We start from the raw sequence: 14,970 nt of genomic DNA on the forward strand, positions 1-14,970 counted from the left end.
TTGTGCCGTCCTGACAACAACCAAGTTACGGACACTTGCGGTCAGCTTCTGTCCGCAAAGGGCCCAGGCTCCAGGAACGTCAGAACGGGAAGTGCGAGCGCCCGTGCTGCACCGAGATCCACTTCTGGGTGGTGAAGGCCTCGATCATCGACTCGCCGTTCAGCCGGCCGCTGCCCGAGTGCTTCTCGCCGCCGAAGGGCACGATCGGCTCGTCGTGGACCGTGCTGTCGTTGATGTGGATCATCCCCGTGTTGATGCGCCGGGCGATCCGTACACCGCGCTCGATGTCAGCGGTGTGCACCGCGCCGCTCAGGCCGTACGGAGTGTCGTTGGCGATCCTGACCGCCTCGTCCTCCCCGTCGAACGGCACGATCAGAGCCACCGGGCCGAAGATCTCCTGCTGCAGGACCGGCGAGTCGGCATCGAGCCCGGTCAGCACCGACGGGCGCACCAGATTGCCCTCGGAGCTGCCGTGCAGCAGAGCGGTCGCCCCGGCCTCGACGGTCTGGTCGACCAGCGCCGTGACCGCGTCCGCCTGCGTGGAGTTGATCAGCGGGCCGATGTGGGTGCCGGGGTCCTTGGGGTCGCCGACCTTGAGGCTCTTGACCTTGGCGACGAACTTCTCGGTGAACTCCTTCTCCACCTTCCGGTCCACCAGGACACGGTTCGCGGCCATGCAGACCTGGCCCTGGTGCACGTAACGGCTGAAGACCGCAGCGTCCACCGCGTAGTCGATGTCCGCGTCCTCCAGCACGATCAGCGCGCTGTTGCCGCCCAGTTCGAGGATGGCACGCTTGAAGCTGGCGGCGCAGACCGTGGCGACATGTCGCCCCACCCTGTCTGAGCCGGTGAAGGAGATCGCCTTCGGTACGGGGTGCTCCAGCAGCGCGTCGCCGATCTCCGCTATGTCGGTGATGACGACATTGAGCAGCCCGGCGGGCAGGCCCGCGTCCTCGAAGACCTTGGCGACCAGGGACCCGCCGCAGATCGGGGTGTTCTGGTGCGGCTTGAGGACGACGGCATTGCCCAGCGCCAGCGCGGGGGCCACCGACTTGATGGACAGCAGGAAGGGGAAGTTGAAGGGGCTGATCACGCCCACGACGCCGACCGGCAGCCGGTAGACGCGGTTCTCCTTGCCGTCGACCGGCGAGGGCAGGATGCGGCCCTCGGGCCGCAGCGAGAGCTGCATCGCCTCGCGCAGGAACTCCTTGGCGAGGTGGAGTTCGAAGGCCGCCTTCAGATGCGTGCCGCCGAGCTCCGCGATGATCGTCTCGGTGATCTCCTGCTCGCGGTCCTCGATGATGCGCAGGGCACGCTCGAAGACCAGGCGGCGGGCGTACGGATTGGTCGCGGCCCAGGCTTCCTGCGCCCGCTCGGCGGCGCGGTAGGCCTGGTCCACCTCGGCGGCGGTGGCAACGGGGATCGAGGCCAGCTTCTCGCCGTCGTACGGGTTGAAATCGATGATGTCCCAGGAGCCGCTTCCCGGCCTCCACTCGCCATCGATGTACTGGTGGGCCAGCTCGGTGAAGAAGGACATGTGATCCGATTCCTTACCGGAAGACTGCAGAAGCAGATGCCTGATGTCGGGTCATCGTACTTGTGTTTCAGGTGAGTTGAAGGAGCCCTCGAAGAAGATCCCGGGTCTCGGCCGGATCCGGGCTGTCCTCCTGCAGACGCCTCATCACCCGTTCGTACTGCGCCACTTCCTCGCGCTTGTCGAGATACAGGGCGCTGGTCAACTGCTCCAGATAGACGATGTCGGAGAGGTCCGACTCGGGGAAGCGCAGCATCGTGAACGAGCCGCTCTCGCCCGCGTGTCCGCCGAAGCTGAAGGGCATCACCTGAAGCGTGATGTTGGACTGCTCGGAGATCTCGATCAGATGCCTCAACTGGCCCTGCATCACTGAGCGGTCGCCGTAGGGGCGGCGCAGCGCCGCCTCGTCGAGGACGGCATGGAAGCGGGGGGCACGCTCGGAGACCAGAACCTTCTGGCGTTCGAGGCGGAGGGCGACACGGCGGTCGATCTCGGCCGTGGGGGCGCCGGGGATACCGCGGGAGACGACGGCATGGGCGTACGACTCGGTCTGCAGCAGGCCGTGCACGAACTGCACTTCATAGATACGGATGAGCGAGGCGGCGCCTTCCAGACCGACGTATGTCTGGAACCAGCCCGGCAGTACATCGCCGAAGCTGTGCCACCAGCCGGCCACATTGGCTTCCTTGGCGAGACCCAGGAGGGACCCGCGCTCCGCTTCGTCCGTGACTCCGTAGAGGGTCAGCAGGTCCTCGACGTCCCTCGCCTTGAAGCTCACCCGTCCCAACTCCATGCGGCTGATCTTGGATTCGGACGCCCGGATCGAGTACCCGGCCGCCTCTCGGGTGATGCCGCGTGTTTCGCGCAGCCGCCGCAGCTGCGAGCCCAACAGGATGCGCCGTACCACCGAACCGCTCGATTCGCCTGCGGTCACGACCCCAACCCTCCCCATCGACTCATTGGTCCGCCTTGCCGGAGCACCCCCGAACCCCGAGACCCGGGATTCTGCCACCAAAACGCTTCACCCCGTACTCATTCGATTACGGAAATGAGACGGCCTTGGCAAGGGCTGGAAAGAGTTTGGTGGAAGAAATGAGCAAGAACCGCCACGGGGTCGGACAGGCCGGGCGCGTGCACGTGCATCTGCCCTTGCATCTGCCCTACGCATTGGGAACCATGGACCTCGCGCACCTGCGTGCTCGTTCGTGTTGTAGCGTCACAGCCGCGATTCCCGGGAGTGCCTCGCATGGGGATGAATGGATCGACCATGCTCGAGCCGTTAAGGCAGGGGCTTCCGCCTATCGATCCCGCGGCGGTCTCCAGCTCGGCCTCGTGCGCCCTGCCAGCCCGCTTCGAAGCGGTGCGTGGAGCGCGGAAGTTCACCCGGACCACTCTCGGCCAGTGGGAACTGAGCGACCGTTTCGACGATGTCGCCCTGGTCGTGTCCGAACTCGTGACCAACGCACTGCGGCATGCACTGCCGGGGGAGACGTACAGGGAGACCCAGGAACCGGCTGTACGGCTGCACTTGATGCGCTGGACGACCCGGCTGGTGTGCGCGGTGCGCGACCCCAGCCAGGACAGCCCGGGGGCGGCCGGCGAGAGCGGCGACGCCTCCTTCCCGGATCCCAGTGGCGCGGCCGAGTCCGGCCGGGGCCTTTTCCTCGTGGACTCCTTCAGTGACAGCTGGGGCTGGCACCCGCTGGCCGGATCGCTGCACGGCAAGGTGGTCTGGGCGCTGTTCCGGCTCGGCTAGGCGCCGTGTCCGGTCGATCAGGACCTAGACCAGGTGATCGAATTCCCCGTCCTTGACGCCCAGAAGCAACGCTTCTATCTCCGCCGGCGTATATACGAGTGCGGGGCCGTCCGGGTGCCGTGAGTTGCGCATCGCCACGTCCCCGCCCGGCAGCTTGGCGAACTCCACGCACGAGCCCTGGGAGTTGCTGTGCCTGCTCTTCTGCCAGACGACACCGTGCAGCTCCGTCGCCGCCATGCCGTTGTACACGTTGGGCACAAGTCGCTCCCCGGGTGCAAGGTGCAGGTGTCAACCATCCCGGATCATAGCTGTGTTCATATGCCAATGCATGGGCACCGGCACGAGCAGATGCACGTGCACGCCTGGTGGCCCCACGGTTACAGCTCCGGTGGAAGCTTCCTTTAAGGGAGAGACGTGTCCCGCACCCTTCCGGCTCCCATTCCAGACGTACGTGAGCAGGCACACGTCGGGTTCCCCGCCGGAGTGCGCACGTCGTGCTGGTAGCTTGGCGCGGTCTTGAAACCGACTAGGGGGACCGATAGGTGCACAAGCGCGTACGAATGTCAGTCGCCGCGGCGGGTCTTGTGGCCGCGCTCGCGCTGACCGGCTGTGGCAGCAGCGACAGCGACGACGCGGGCAAGGGCACGACGTCCGCCACGCCGACCGAGGCGGGCGGCGACAGCGGGTCGGCGAGTGGGAGCATCGACGGCGCCTGGTCCGGTGTGACCGACGGCAAGGCCGTCGCGCTGTCCGTCTCGGGCAAGACCGCGGCGGTCGTCGGCGACGGTCATGTCTGCACGGGCGAGGTGACGGACCACGGCGGCAAACCGATGCTGTCGCTGAAGTGCGCGGACGGGAACACCGACCGCACGATGGGCTCGATCGAGTCCAACGACGGCTCCAAGCTGGTGATCTCGTGGGACGGGGGCGCGAAGGACACGCTCTCCAAGACCGCGCCGGGCAAGCTGCCCGAGGGGCTGCCGACGGGACTGCCGACCGGTATCCCGACTCCCTGACGCCTCCGGTGCCTCTGGCACCTCTCACGTCCTGACGTTCGAAGTCGGCCGCGGGCCGCGGACCTTCACGGGTTCGCGGCCCGCCGTCGTGTCAGCGCGGTCCCGCCCGGCGGCGATTGCACCGTCAACTACAACTTTACTTCCTCTTGGTGTGGCTACGGAGGCTGTTGGGACAGCCTCGCATGCACAGGCGGTGAGCGCGGACGGGTGCGGGAGCCTCAACTCCCGTGTGAAGGCGCCCGGTTCACCGACCCCCCATGCACAACCGAAAGGCACCAACATGAGGATGAACCGCGCCATACGGCACGGCGGCCGTTTACTGGCCCTGACGGCGGCGGCCTGCGGAATCGCGGCGGCGACTGCCCTGCCCGCCTCCGCCGAAGAGCAGCCGACACGGGAGCAGCTGACGGCCGACTGCGCCTCCGGCGAGGGCAAGTGCACCTTCAACTCCCCCCAGCTGGGCGAGGCGTACCTGGGTGAGTTCCGCCAGGTCTCCGACTCGCTCTACAACTGCAGTACGTCGGACGCCACTCAGTCCATGACCTGGAGCGACACCGTGGGCTCGACCGACTCGGTCGGCGTCTCGGTCACCGCTGGCGGCAAGATCGCGGGCATCATCGACCTGAGTGTGACGGCGACCTACAGCCACACCTGGACGAGCACGCACTCGGAGAGCAGTTCCCTGGGCATGACGGTCAAGCCCGGTGAAGTGGGCTGGATCTCCCGCGCCCAGGTGATGCAGAAGGTCTCCGGCACCTGGCAGACCCACTACGACAGCCCCAAGTGGGATCACTACTACTGGTTCTGGCAGGACACCATCACGGGTCCGGCCGCGAACGGTACGGACGGTAAGAGCAACGCGGTGGTCGTCAAGAGCCGCAAGATGACGGACGCGGAGAAGAAGTCCTGCTCCGCGGATGCCCACGGGGGCAGGGCGTTCGTCCAGGAGCGCTGACGCACGGCCCCTGCCCTGCCCTTGCGGCGGGGCAGGGGTCCGCCGTCGCGCTCAAGCCCGCTCAGCCGCTGAGCCTGCGGCGCTCCCGCACCGGATGCGCTGTGTCCGCGGCAGCCCTGCCGTGCACCCAGCCGGCCTCGTCGGTCGCGCCGCGTACCCGAGTGGTCGTCGTCTCGGGGAACATCTGCTCCGCGCGGTCGGTGACCGCCACGTCCCGCGCGGCCAGGACCGGCAGCAGGTCGCTTCCCTCGTCGGCCGTCACCGCGTCGGTCGCCGCCGTGAGGAGTTCGCCGAGGCGGGCGGCGTACGACATCAGGAAGGACTGCCGGAAGGTCTTCGTCCGCTTGCGGCCGCCCGCGCGCTGGGTCGCCTCCGCGCGGGTCATCGACGTCGTCCCCTGGACCAGCAGCGAGGTGTAGAGCAGCTCGACCGCCTCCAGGTCGCCGTCGAAGCCGACGACCGTCGAGAAGCCGAAGGCGCTGTTCCATACGGCGCGGCAGCGGTTGGCGGAGGCGACGGCGTCCAGCAGGATCGCCTTGGCCGTTTCGTAGGGGGCGTCCACGCCGATGCGGCAGGCCGCGGGCACGTCGGGACGATGGGCCCGCGCCGCGAGCATCGCCTCGTCCAGGCTGTGCCGTGCCATCAGCTCCTGGGCCTTCGCGGTGAGCGCCTCCGCCTCCTGCGGATAGCCGGTCGCCTCCGCCTTGGCGAGCAGCGCCCGGATCCGGCCCAGCATGCGCGGCTCGTGCGGCGCGGGCTCGGCGGAGAGGGGCGCGCCGGGTATCGGGCCGACCGGTTCGATCGCGGGGAGCCGGATCAGCAGGCGGTACAGCTCCAGTACGGCGGTCGCGTACGAGAAGCGGTCGGCGGTGTACGGGGGCTGCTTCAGCTCGTCGAGCTGGGCCCGCCAGCGCGGGGCGAGATGCGCGTACCGAGCGCTCTCCCCCGTGATCAGCCCGGCGGCCAGCCGCTCGTGCACGTCGCCGAGGTCGCGCCGTACGAGCCGTACGAGATCGGCGGGCTGCCAGCCGCGCTCCCAGGCCCGGCGCAGGAACTCCTCGCCGCGCAGCCTCAGTTCGATGTCGGCGTCCGGATCGGCGGCGAGCAGGGAAGCGCCCGTGTCGAGCCCTTCGTGGCCGTCGGCGTACAAGGCCACGGCAAGCGCCTTCTCGACCGTGCCGACCGTGCTCACGCCTCCGATGATCCCACGGGGTGTCCCACGGGCTGGGGCCTGCCCCTCGTGCCAAAGCCGCTGCGCCTAACTGTCCCCGCCTTCGTCGATCAGCCGTCGCACCTCGCGGTCGATCAGCCCCAGCCGTGCCTCCGCCACCAGCGGCACCGCCCTCCGCTGCCGCCGCGCCTCGTGGAGGTCGATGTCCACGGTCACGAGCCCCGGCTCCCACTTGGGCGCCTGGGCCACCACCGAACCACGCGGGTCGACCACTCGTGAACCGCCCCAGAACGACGCCCCGTTCTCGCTGCCCACCCGGTTCACGAACACGACCCAGCACTGGAGCATCCGCGCCGTGTAGGTGAGCAGGCTGTCCCAGTACAGACCCGTGTCCATCGCCTCCGGATCGAGGCTGGCCGCACTGTTCGCGGGCACGATCACGACCTCGGCCCCGTCCTGCACGGCGAGCCAGGGCAGCGCCGGCTGCCAGGCGTCGTTGCAGATGAGCGTGGCTGCGCGACCGGCGCCGCCCGGCAGGTCGTAAGCGCGCAGCAGCTGGCCGGGGCTGACGTGCTTGCGCTCCTCCCAGGCCAGATAGTTGGGCAGATACAACTTCCTGTGTGTGTGCAGGAGTTCACCGCCGCTGTAGTACGCACAGGCGTTGTAGGCCCGCAGCGCGGTGTGCTCGTGGAACCCCGCCACCACGTCCGCGCCGTACGTCCCCAGCTTGAGCAGCCGCGGATCGCGCGCCTGCACCGAGGCATCGCGCCGCAGCGCGCCCAGGTGGTAGCCGTGCAGGCTCAGCTCGGGGAAGACGACGAGATCCGCGCCCTGGGCGACGGCCTGCTCGATCTGCTCCCGGGCCGTTTCGAGATTCGCGTCCACGTCCCCCAGTACGCAGTCGGTCTGTGCCAGTGCCATTCGCATGCAACGAGCCTGACAGCGGTGGGGCGATCGGGCACCTCGGGCGGGCCGGCCGGCCAGGTCCTAGGGCCTGTCGTTCGGATCAGGCCGGATCAGTGAGCGGGGTCTGGTGCGTGCAGTTGCAAGGCGGAGGAAGGAGCCCACGCGGAGCGTAGGCGACTGACGACAACGCAGCAGATGTGCGTGCCAGGGCACGCGAGCCCGGCAAGATCCGAACGACAGGCCCTAAGCCCGGCGGACGCTCTTCTTCGCCAGCTCGTACGCCGGGAGCATAGCCTCGTGCTCCGCGGTGTCCAGTCCGCCGAGATGCACGACGACCACGCCCTTGGGGGTCGTCAGGGCGAGCGCCCGCTCCTTCTTCGGCGCGTCCAGGAACTCGTTGGTGTTGAGGTAGGTCACCTCGGTGGCCGCGTACTCGCCCGCCTTGATCTGGGCGTACGCGACCTTGTCCCTGCTCTTCGCCTCCCCGGCGACGAACGCCTCCAGCGCCTTGCGGGGATCGTCACCGGCGCGGCCCCCGGTCCAGACGCGCAGGAAGCCGATGTTCCCGGCAGGCTTGGCGTCGATCTCGCAGACGAGGGTGACGGGGCCCTGCTTCGTCAGCCCGAACTGCTTGTCCATCGTGTCGGCCTTCGGCTTCCAGTCGGCCGCCAGATCGAACGAGACGGGCAGGGCGCACGGCGACCCCGGGCCCCCGACCGTGCCGCCCTTCGCGGCGGCCACCGGCGCGTCCCGCTTCCCGTCCGCCTTCCCGTCCGCCTTCCCGTCCACCTTCGAAGCGCCCTTCGCGCTCGCCTGCGGCAGAGGCCGGTCCGAGGCCTCCTCCGACGAGCAGCCGGTCAGCGCCACCGTCACCAGTGCCGCCGGGACCAGCCCGGAACCCACGCCCCGCAGAAGACCTCGCACCACGATTCCCCACCCCTGGGTCAGTTCCGAACAAACCTGACCGATCCTAGATCGCTGCCGTCAGGGAATGATCACCAGCTTCCCCCGCACATGGCCCGTCTCGCTCAGAGCCTGCGCCTTGGCCGCCTCCTCCAGCGGGAAGGCCTCCACGACCGGGATCCGGATCGTGCCGTCCGCCGCCAGCCGGGCATGCCCGGCCAGGGCGATCTCCGGGCGCTGGGTGCCGCCCGCCGAGAAGGGGACCCCGTGCGCCGCCGCGTCCGGGTCCGCGATGGTGATGATGCGGTCCGTCGTGCCGCCGCGCAGTTCGACCGAGGCGGGAAGCGCGCCCTTGCCCGCCGCGTCGAAGACCGCGTCCACACCCTGGGGAGCGGCCGTGCGCACGCGCTCGACCAGGCCTTCGCCGTACGCCACGGGTGTCGCACCCAGCTTCCCCAGGTAGTCGTGGTTCGCCGGGGACGCCGTGCCGACGACCCTCACGCCCGTCTCCCGGGCGAGCTGGACGGCCGCCGCTCCGACCGCCCCGGCGGCGCCGTGAAGCAGCAGCGTCTCGCCACTGCGCACGCCGAGCAGGTCGAGCACCCGCTGCGCGGTCTCGGTCGCGACGGGCAGGGCCGCGGCGTCCGCCCAGCCGACGCCCGCGGGCTTGGGCACGAAGGACTCGGCCAGGGCGTACTCGGCGTAGGCGCCGGTGGTCGTCCACCCCAGGACCTCGTCGCCGGCCGCGACATCCGTGACGCCCTCGCCGACCTCGTCGACAATCCCGGCGAACTCGAGCCCGGGGATCCGCGGGAGGGTGGTCGGGTACTGGTGCTCCATCCAGCCGTAACGGATCTTGTAGTCCAGCGGGTTGACGCCCGCCGCCCTGACCCTCACCCGCACCTGGCCGGGGCCCGGTTGCGGCACTTCGGCCCGCACGAGGCGCAGCACCTCGGGTCCGCCGAACTCTTCGAAGACGATCGCTCGCATCTGGGACATGTGCGTCTGTGACATGACTGGCTCCTGCCGTCGGGATCAACCGAGGTCAACCCTCGGTCCCCGGCGCTGCGGACCCGGCCCGCCTTTCGGACAGTTCGACCTGGCCGAAGGGACAGCCCCCCGCGCCCGTCGCCGCCGTACGCTGGCCGTCATGGAACTGACCGGATCCGAGAACGCCGGGTCTGCCCTGGCCGCCGCCTACGAGGTGATCCGGCAGCCGCTCGGCGCGATCCTGCCGCGGCTGTCCGCGACCCTGAACGGGCTCGTCCCGCATCTGGCCGTGGCCGAACTGTCCACGCACTGCGCGCACTCCCCCTTCAAGACGTACGGCGAGCACGCCCCGGCGGGCCGGATCACGGCGGCCGAACTGGATCCGCTGGCCGCCTCCGTGCCCGCAGGACAGCCCTGGCAGGGCACGGCCAGGATCGGCGGAGCCGAGCACCAGGTGCTGGCTGTGGCCAGCGACGCGACCCCGCGCGGGGCGCTGCTTGTGCTCGTACGAACGGGCGACACCACCCCTCTGCCTCCTGTCCCCGCGGCGGACACCGCCGTCGTCCAGACCATGTGGGACCTGGTCACCAGCCATTTCGACCGGCTCGCCACCGAGGCCGTACCGAGCGCGCTGGCCCGGTCGCGGGCTTCGGCAGCAGAGCGGGCCAGAGTGATCGCCGAGCTGACCGAGGCCCATGCGACCGCGCTGTCGGGAGTGCTCGGCGTGCTGCGCGGCCGGGGCCTCGACGACACGACGGCACGCGCGGCGGCCGTCGATCTGGCGGTCACCGCGCTCGTCGAACTGCGGGCCGAGGCCGAACGCGACCAGGCGGTCGCCGAGGAGCCCGCCGGACAGGCCTTCGCCCGGCTCGCGGACTCCTTGCGGCCGATGCTGCGCTACAGCCCGGTCCGCCTGGAACTGGGCGCGCCCGATTCGGCCCGTCCGCTGGCCGCCGACGTGGCTCACGCGGCGCGCGCCGTCGTACGGGCCGTGCTGCTGACCGTCCTCGAACAGGACGAGGTGAGCCGGGTCCATGTCGGCTGGCACCTGACCGACGCCGAACTGCGCGCGACGGTACGGGACGACGGCCCCGGCGACATCTCCAGCTGCTCGCTCGGTCCGCACCGGGTGGGCGAGCGCCTCGATGCGCTGGGCGGGCGGCTCGACGTCGACGCCGTGCCCGGCTGGGGCACCACGGTCACGGCGACCATTCCGCTGGGGGCGCCACCGGCCGTACAGGCGGATCCGCTCGGTTCACTGGGGGCGCGGGAGCTGGAGGTGCTGACGCATCTGGCCCGCGGGCACCGCAACCGGGTGATCGCCGAGGAGCTGCACATCAGCGAGTCGACGGTGAAGTTCCATGTCGCCAACATCCTGACCAAGCTGGGAGTGGCCTCGCGGGGCGAGGCATCGGCGTTGTTCCACGCGGTCGCGTAGGGGGCGCGGCCCGTGGATCGGAGCCGTTGTCGGACCCGGCTGCGACACTCGCTCCCATGAGCGAACGATGGGCTCTGGCGGCGGCGGAGGGCGAGGGGGCGCGGCTCGTCCCCCTCGGCCCCGACGGCCTGCCCGCCGGGCCCGTCCAGGAGGAGCCCGAGCTGACCGAGGCCGTCCGCTCCCGCCCGGACGTCGGCAGATGGGTCTGGCGCTCCACCTCCGAGATCTACCCCCGGCTGCTGGCGGCGGGGGTGCGCGTCGAGCGGTGTTACGACATCGAGGACGCGGAGCTCCTGCTGCTCGGCCACGAGGGACGGCTCGGCGAACCCCGGTCGGCGGCGGCGGCCTTTGCCCGGCTGCACAACCGCCCCGTACCACCCGATCCCCCGCAGCGAGCGGCGGAACCGGGCTCGCAGTCCTCGCTCTTCGAGCCACAGCCCGTGCCCGTACCGCTGGAAGCGCTCCTCGAGGTCTACGCCGGCCAGCAGCGAAGACACGACACCGCCGTGCATCCGGGGCGGATGCGGCTGCTCACGGCCGCCGAGTCCGCGGGCATGCTGGTGGCCGCCGAGATGAACCGCGCCGGGCTGCCGTGGCGCGCGGACGTCCACCGGGACGTGCTGCACGAGCTGCTGGGCGAGCGGTACGCGGGCGGTGGAGAGCCGCGCCGCCTGGCGGAGCTGGCGGACGAGGTGTCGGCCGCCTTCGGGCGACGGGTGCGCCCGGATCTGCCCGCGGATGTGGTGAAGGCGTTCGCGCAGGCGGGGATCAGGGTGAAGTCGACCCGGCGCTGGGAGCTGGAAGAGATCGACCACCCGGCGGTGGAGCCGCTGATCCGGTACAAGAAGCTGTACCGCATCTGGACCGCGCACGGCTGGGGCTGGCTCCAGGACTGGGTCCGCGACGGCCGCTTCCGCCCCGAGTATCTGCCCGGCGGCACGGTCTCGGGCCGCTGGACGACCAATGGCGGCGGGGCACTTCAGATCCCGAAGGTGATCCGGCGCGCGGTCGTCGCGGACGCGGGCTGGCGCCTGGTGGTCGCGGACGCCGACCAGATGGAGCCGCGGGTACTGGCCGCGATCTCCCGCGACCCGGGCCTGATGGACGTCGCCGGCCATGAGGGCGATCTGTACTCCGCGCTGTCCGACCGGGCCTTCTCCGGGGACCGCGACCACGCGAAGGTCGCGCTGCTCGGAGCGATCTACGGCCAGACCTCGGGCGACGGCCTGAAGAACCTGGCGATGCTCAGACGCAGATTCCCGCTCGCCGTGTCGTACGTCGACGAGGCGGCACGGGCGGGCGAGGAGGGGCGGCTGGTGCGCACCTGGCTGGGGCGCACGAGCCCGCGGGCGGCTGGTTCGGGGGACGACGACGAGGCGGGAATCCCCCAGGAGAGCGAGGAACTCCCTTCCACGGATACGGAGTTCACCCCCGGCTACGCCTCCTCCAACGCACGGGCGCGCGGCCGTTTCACCCGTAACTTCGTGGTGCAGGGCAGCGCGGCGGACTGGGCCCTGCTGATGCTGGCGGCCCTGCGGCAGGCCACCGCCGGCATGCGTGCCGAGCTGGTCTTCTTCCAGCACGACGAGGTGATCGTCCACTGCCCGGCGGACGAGGCGGCGGAGGTCGCGAAGGCGATCCGCGAGGCCGGTGAGCTGGCCGGGCGGATCGCATTCGGTCGGACGCCGGTGCGGTTTCCGTTCACGACGGCGGTGGTGGAGTGTTACGCGGACGCGAAGTGACCGTGTCCCGGGGGGCTATCGGGCCGTGAGCCACACGGGGTCCGTGGCGATGGCCTTCAGCTCCTCCATCGTGATCAGGGGTTGTTTGCCGCGCTTGAGCGACTTGGGGGTCGGGGCGTTGTAGGCGGAGATCTGGATCGACAGACCGTTCGGCCGGAAGGTATCGACCTGCCAGTTGCTGCCGGAGCTTCGCGAGCGCACGCGTCGACCTGGTGCGAACGGCAGCCGAGCTGACCTTCATGGCATCAGCGGTCTCCTCGACGCTGCGGTCCTCCCAGTACCGCAGCACCACCACGGCACGGTCCTTGGGAGCGAGTTGCCCGAGCGCACCGAGCAGGGCGAGGCGCAGCGTCGGATCGGCTCCGCGCGCCCCCCAGCGTCGACTCGTAGCCCCGTCGGAGGTCTCCGGCGTCGCGACCGCCGGCCGCCACTGCTCCCACGCCTCGTCAACCCGCCCGTGCGCCTGCAGCGGGGCGCGCCGGTGACCGCGTACGGGGTCGTGGTGACCCGCACCTCATGGCCGGCATCGACCCGCGAGAAGGTGGTGCGGGTGGCCTCGGCGGCGTACCTCCTAGCCGTGTGCGCGGCGGGCGCCCGGGCTCTTCCCCAGCCGTGACGGACGGGCGGTCCGCTCAGCGCTCGGCCCCTGGGTCGAGCACGGGCTTCACGTCGAGTACGGGTGTCCCGTCCAGCGCCTCCAGGTTCCGTACGCGCACCCTCGTGCCCTCCTCCCTCCCGTCGATCGCCACGAGCGTCACCCGGTGCAGCCCGATCGGGTTGGGCCGGTCCGGCGAACGCGTCGAGAACACCCCCGTCACCGGCCTCGTCCCATCACCACGCGGATGCACCGCCAGAACTTCGCGGCTCGCGCGATCGAGCCAGGTCAGCACCATCACCTCCTCACCCGCCCGCAGATCGCGCAGGCCCTCGCTCACCTCCGGCTCGAACACCAGCCAGGCCTCGGGCGCGCCCTCGTCCCCCTGCTTGGGAGCCGACCCGCGGTCGGTCAGAGGGGACTCGACCCGGCCGATCGGCCGCAGGACGTACGGACTGTCCTTCATGCTTCCTCCCACGCGTGGCTTGATCCGTGGCTGATAGTTGTCACATTGGCTCGGTCTCACGGGTCACTCCTGTGACACGCGGCGGCGAAGGAATGTGTCCCATGGACGAGAACGATTTTCTGGCGGAACGCTTCGAGGAGCACCGCGCCCGGCTGCGCGCCGTGGCCTACCGGATGCTGGGCTCCTCCGGCGAGGCGGACGACGCCGTCCAGGAAGCCTGGCTGCGGCTCAGCCGCTCCGACGCCGACGCGGTCGAGAACCTGGGCGGCTGGCTCACCACCGTCGTCGCCCGCGTGTGCCTCAATATGCTGCGCTCGCACGAGACCCGGCGCGAGGACCCCTGGGACGCGCACCGTCCGGAACCGGCCGCCGACCGCGAGGACATCGCCGACCCGGAGCACCAGGCGCTGCTCGCCGACTCGGTCGGCCTGGCGCTCCTCGTCGTACTCGACACCCTGACGCCCGCCGAACGGCTCGCCTTCGTCCTGCACGACATGTTCGCCGTGCCCTTCGACGAGATCGCCCCCGTCGTGGAGCGCACCCCGGCGGCCACCCGCCAGCTCGCCAGCCGCGCCCGCCGCCGGGTCCAGGGCGCGCAAACCGCCCCCGAAACCGATGTCACCCGCCAGCGCGAAGTCGTCGACGCCTTCCTCGCCGCCTCGCGCGGCGGCGACTTCGACGCGCTGCTGGCGCTGCTCGACCCGGATGTCGTCCTGCGCGCGGACAGCGCGGCGGTTCGGTCGGGAGCGGGCGCGGCACGCGGTGCGCAGGCGGTGGCCCACACCTTCGCGGGACGTGCGCAGGCAGCGCAGCCGGCGATCATCAACGGCGCTGCGGGGCTGGTGTGGGCCCCGGGCGGACAGCCGCGCGTGATCTTCGGCTTCACGATCGCCTCCGACGGCAGGATCGTCGCGATCGACATCGTCGCCGACCCCGAGGGCGTGGGCCGGCTGGACCTGGAGGTCCTGAGCGGCTGACGGGGATTGCGAGGCATCCGGCCTGCGGCCTGCGGCGACCCGGTCACTACGGAGGGCGTACGGACCGGGCCACCGTTTTCGCGGCTCTCGGCCGCGGGCCGTCAGGCCTCCTGGATCAGGCCGATGACGTTGCCGTCCGCGTCCTTGAGGATGGCGTTCAGCTTGCCGCCGCCGACGTCCTTGACGTCCTGCAGGGTCTCCGCACCGGCACCGACGAGCGCCTTGATCCTTGCCCTGATGTCATCGACGTGCCAGTAGGCGACGGGGCCCGTCATGCCCAGGCTGTGGCCATTGGGGTCCAGACCGACATCCTGGCCGCCGACGCGGTAGCCGACGTAGTAGACCTCGTCCATGACCGGCTCCAACCCCAGCAGCTCGGTGAAGCGGGCCTTGGCCTGCTCGATGTCCTTGACGGGGTAGATGATCGTCTTGATGCCTTCGTTCATGACGTGCTCCTGGTACTGGGTTCATCGTGCTCAGGTCGTGCGTTCACTGCCATGACACGACGCGACGAGGGAATG

Annotated in this window: 17 protein-coding genes and 1 pseudogene; 7 read left to right on the plus strand and 11 right to left on the minus strand. The window is 70.3% G+C overall.

Annotated elements, in window-relative coordinates; all coding sequences use genetic code 11:
• Positions 1-79: 79 nt before the first annotated feature.
• Both FBY35_RS15955 and FBY35_RS15960 read right to left on the minus strand, forming a co-directional pair.
• Positions 80-1,537 (minus strand): aldehyde dehydrogenase family protein, encoded by a 1,458-nt coding sequence (locus FBY35_RS15955; RefSeq protein ID WP_142214435.1) that lies wholly within the window; start codon positions 1,535-1,537, stop codon positions 80-82.
• A 67-nt stretch (positions 1,538-1,604) separates the two neighbouring features.
• A complete protein-coding gene (locus FBY35_RS15960; RefSeq protein WP_186356949.1) occupies positions 1,605-2,468 on the minus strand; it encodes a helix-turn-helix transcriptional regulator in 864 nt (287 codons plus the stop codon).
• Positions 2,469-2,780: 312 nt separating this feature from the next.
• Between FBY35_RS15960 and FBY35_RS15965 the strand changes: the two genes are divergently transcribed.
• A complete protein-coding gene (locus tag FBY35_RS15965) occupies positions 2,781-3,290 on the plus strand; it encodes an ATP-binding protein (RefSeq protein WP_142214437.1) in 510 nt (169 codons plus the stop codon).
• A 24-nt stretch (positions 3,291-3,314) separates the two neighbouring features.
• Here the strand turns inward: FBY35_RS15965 and FBY35_RS15970 are convergent, their stop codons facing one another.
• Positions 3,315-3,548 (minus strand): DUF397 domain-containing protein, encoded by a 234-nt coding sequence (locus FBY35_RS15970; protein WP_142214438.1) that lies wholly within the window; start codon positions 3,546-3,548, stop codon positions 3,315-3,317.
• A gap of 302 nt (positions 3,549-3,850) precedes the next feature.
• Here FBY35_RS15970 and FBY35_RS15975 point away from each other — a divergent pair, with 302 nt between their 5' ends.
• A complete protein-coding gene (locus FBY35_RS15975; protein WP_260848623.1) occupies positions 3,851-4,306 on the plus strand; it encodes a hypothetical protein in 456 nt (151 codons plus the stop codon).
• Between the two features lie 286 nt (positions 4,307-4,592).
• Positions 4,593-5,261, plus strand: coding sequence for a hypothetical protein (locus FBY35_RS15980; RefSeq protein ID WP_260848624.1), 669 nt, complete (start codon positions 4,593-4,595; stop codon positions 5,259-5,261).
• 61 nt (positions 5,262-5,322) lie between these two features.
• Here FBY35_RS15980 and FBY35_RS15985 read toward each other — a convergent pair whose 3' ends face one another.
• The 4 genes from FBY35_RS15985 to FBY35_RS16000 form a co-directional block, all read right to left on the minus strand.
• Positions 5,323-6,453: a DUF2786 domain-containing protein gene (locus FBY35_RS15985; RefSeq protein WP_142214441.1), complete on the minus strand. Its 1,131-nt coding sequence runs from the start codon at positions 6,451-6,453 to the stop codon at positions 5,323-5,325.
• Positions 6,454-6,519: 66 nt separating this feature from the next.
• Positions 6,520-7,359 carry a nitrilase-related carbon-nitrogen hydrolase gene (locus FBY35_RS15990; RefSeq protein ID WP_142214442.1) on the minus strand — a complete coding sequence of 280 codons (840 nt, stop codon included), beginning with the start codon at positions 7,357-7,359 and terminating at the stop codon, positions 6,520-6,522.
• A gap of 222 nt (positions 7,360-7,581) precedes the next feature.
• Positions 7,582-8,265 (minus strand): lipoprotein, encoded by a 684-nt coding sequence (locus tag FBY35_RS15995; protein WP_260848625.1) that lies wholly within the window; start codon positions 8,263-8,265, stop codon positions 7,582-7,584.
• A 57-nt stretch (positions 8,266-8,322) separates the two neighbouring features.
• The gene (locus tag FBY35_RS16000) at positions 8,323-9,231 is read right to left on the minus strand and encodes an NADP-dependent oxidoreductase (protein WP_142215098.1); all 909 of its coding nucleotides are present in this window, start codon (positions 9,229-9,231) and stop codon (positions 8,323-8,325) included.
• Positions 9,232-9,391: 160 nt separating this feature from the next.
• Between FBY35_RS16000 and FBY35_RS37735 the strand changes: the two genes are divergently transcribed.
• A complete protein-coding gene (locus FBY35_RS37735; RefSeq protein WP_142214443.1) occupies positions 9,392-10,669 on the plus strand; it encodes a helix-turn-helix transcriptional regulator in 1,278 nt (425 codons plus the stop codon).
• A 56-nt stretch (positions 10,670-10,725) separates the two neighbouring features.
• Entirely contained in the window at positions 10,726-12,411 is a 1,686-nt protein-coding gene (locus FBY35_RS16010; RefSeq protein WP_142214444.1) for a bifunctional 3'-5' exonuclease/DNA polymerase, read from the plus strand.
• 15 nt (positions 12,412-12,426) lie between these two features.
• Here FBY35_RS16010 and FBY35_RS16015 read toward each other — a convergent pair whose 3' ends face one another.
• Both FBY35_RS16015 and FBY35_RS37135 read right to left on the minus strand, forming a co-directional pair.
• The gene (locus FBY35_RS16015; protein WP_142214445.1) at positions 12,427-12,612 is read right to left on the minus strand and encodes a hypothetical protein; all 186 of its coding nucleotides are present in this window, start codon (positions 12,610-12,612) and stop codon (positions 12,427-12,429) included.
• Positions 12,578-12,769 (minus strand): annotated as a pseudogene (locus tag FBY35_RS37135) (sigma factor-like helix-turn-helix DNA-binding protein); the annotation flags it as partial. The gene FBY35_RS16015 and the pseudogene FBY35_RS37135, both read right to left, overlap by 35 nt.
• Positions 12,770-12,868: 99 nt before the next feature.
• On the opposite strand from FBY35_RS37135, the gene FBY35_RS36105 reads away from it, so the two are divergent.
• Positions 12,869-13,027 carry a hypothetical protein gene (locus FBY35_RS36105; protein WP_160159273.1) on the plus strand — a complete coding sequence of 53 codons (159 nt, stop codon included), beginning with the start codon at positions 12,869-12,871 and terminating at the stop codon, positions 13,025-13,027.
• A gap of 16 nt (positions 13,028-13,043) precedes the next feature.
• Here the strand turns inward: FBY35_RS36105 and tsaA are convergent, their stop codons facing one another.
• The gene (tsaA, locus tag FBY35_RS16025; RefSeq protein ID WP_142214446.1) at positions 13,044-13,472 is read right to left on the minus strand and encodes a tRNA (N6-threonylcarbamoyladenosine(37)-N6)-methyltransferase TrmO; all 429 of its coding nucleotides are present in this window, start codon (positions 13,470-13,472) and stop codon (positions 13,044-13,046) included.
• Between the two features lie 101 nt (positions 13,473-13,573).
• Between tsaA and FBY35_RS16030 the strand changes: the two genes are divergently transcribed.
• Positions 13,574-14,449 carry a sigma-70 family RNA polymerase sigma factor gene (locus tag FBY35_RS16030; protein ID WP_142214447.1) on the plus strand — a complete coding sequence of 292 codons (876 nt, stop codon included), beginning with the start codon at positions 13,574-13,576 and terminating at the stop codon, positions 14,447-14,449.
• A gap of 101 nt (positions 14,450-14,550) precedes the next feature.
• Here FBY35_RS16030 and FBY35_RS16035 read toward each other — a convergent pair whose 3' ends face one another.
• A complete protein-coding gene (locus FBY35_RS16035; protein ID WP_142214448.1) occupies positions 14,551-14,895 on the minus strand; it encodes a VOC family protein in 345 nt (114 codons plus the stop codon).
• Positions 14,896-14,970 lie beyond the last annotated feature (75 nt).

It is taken from the genome of Streptomyces sp. SLBN-118 (genome assembly GCF_006715635.1).
Lineage (GTDB): Bacteria > Actinomycetota > Actinomycetes > Streptomycetales > Streptomycetaceae > Streptomyces.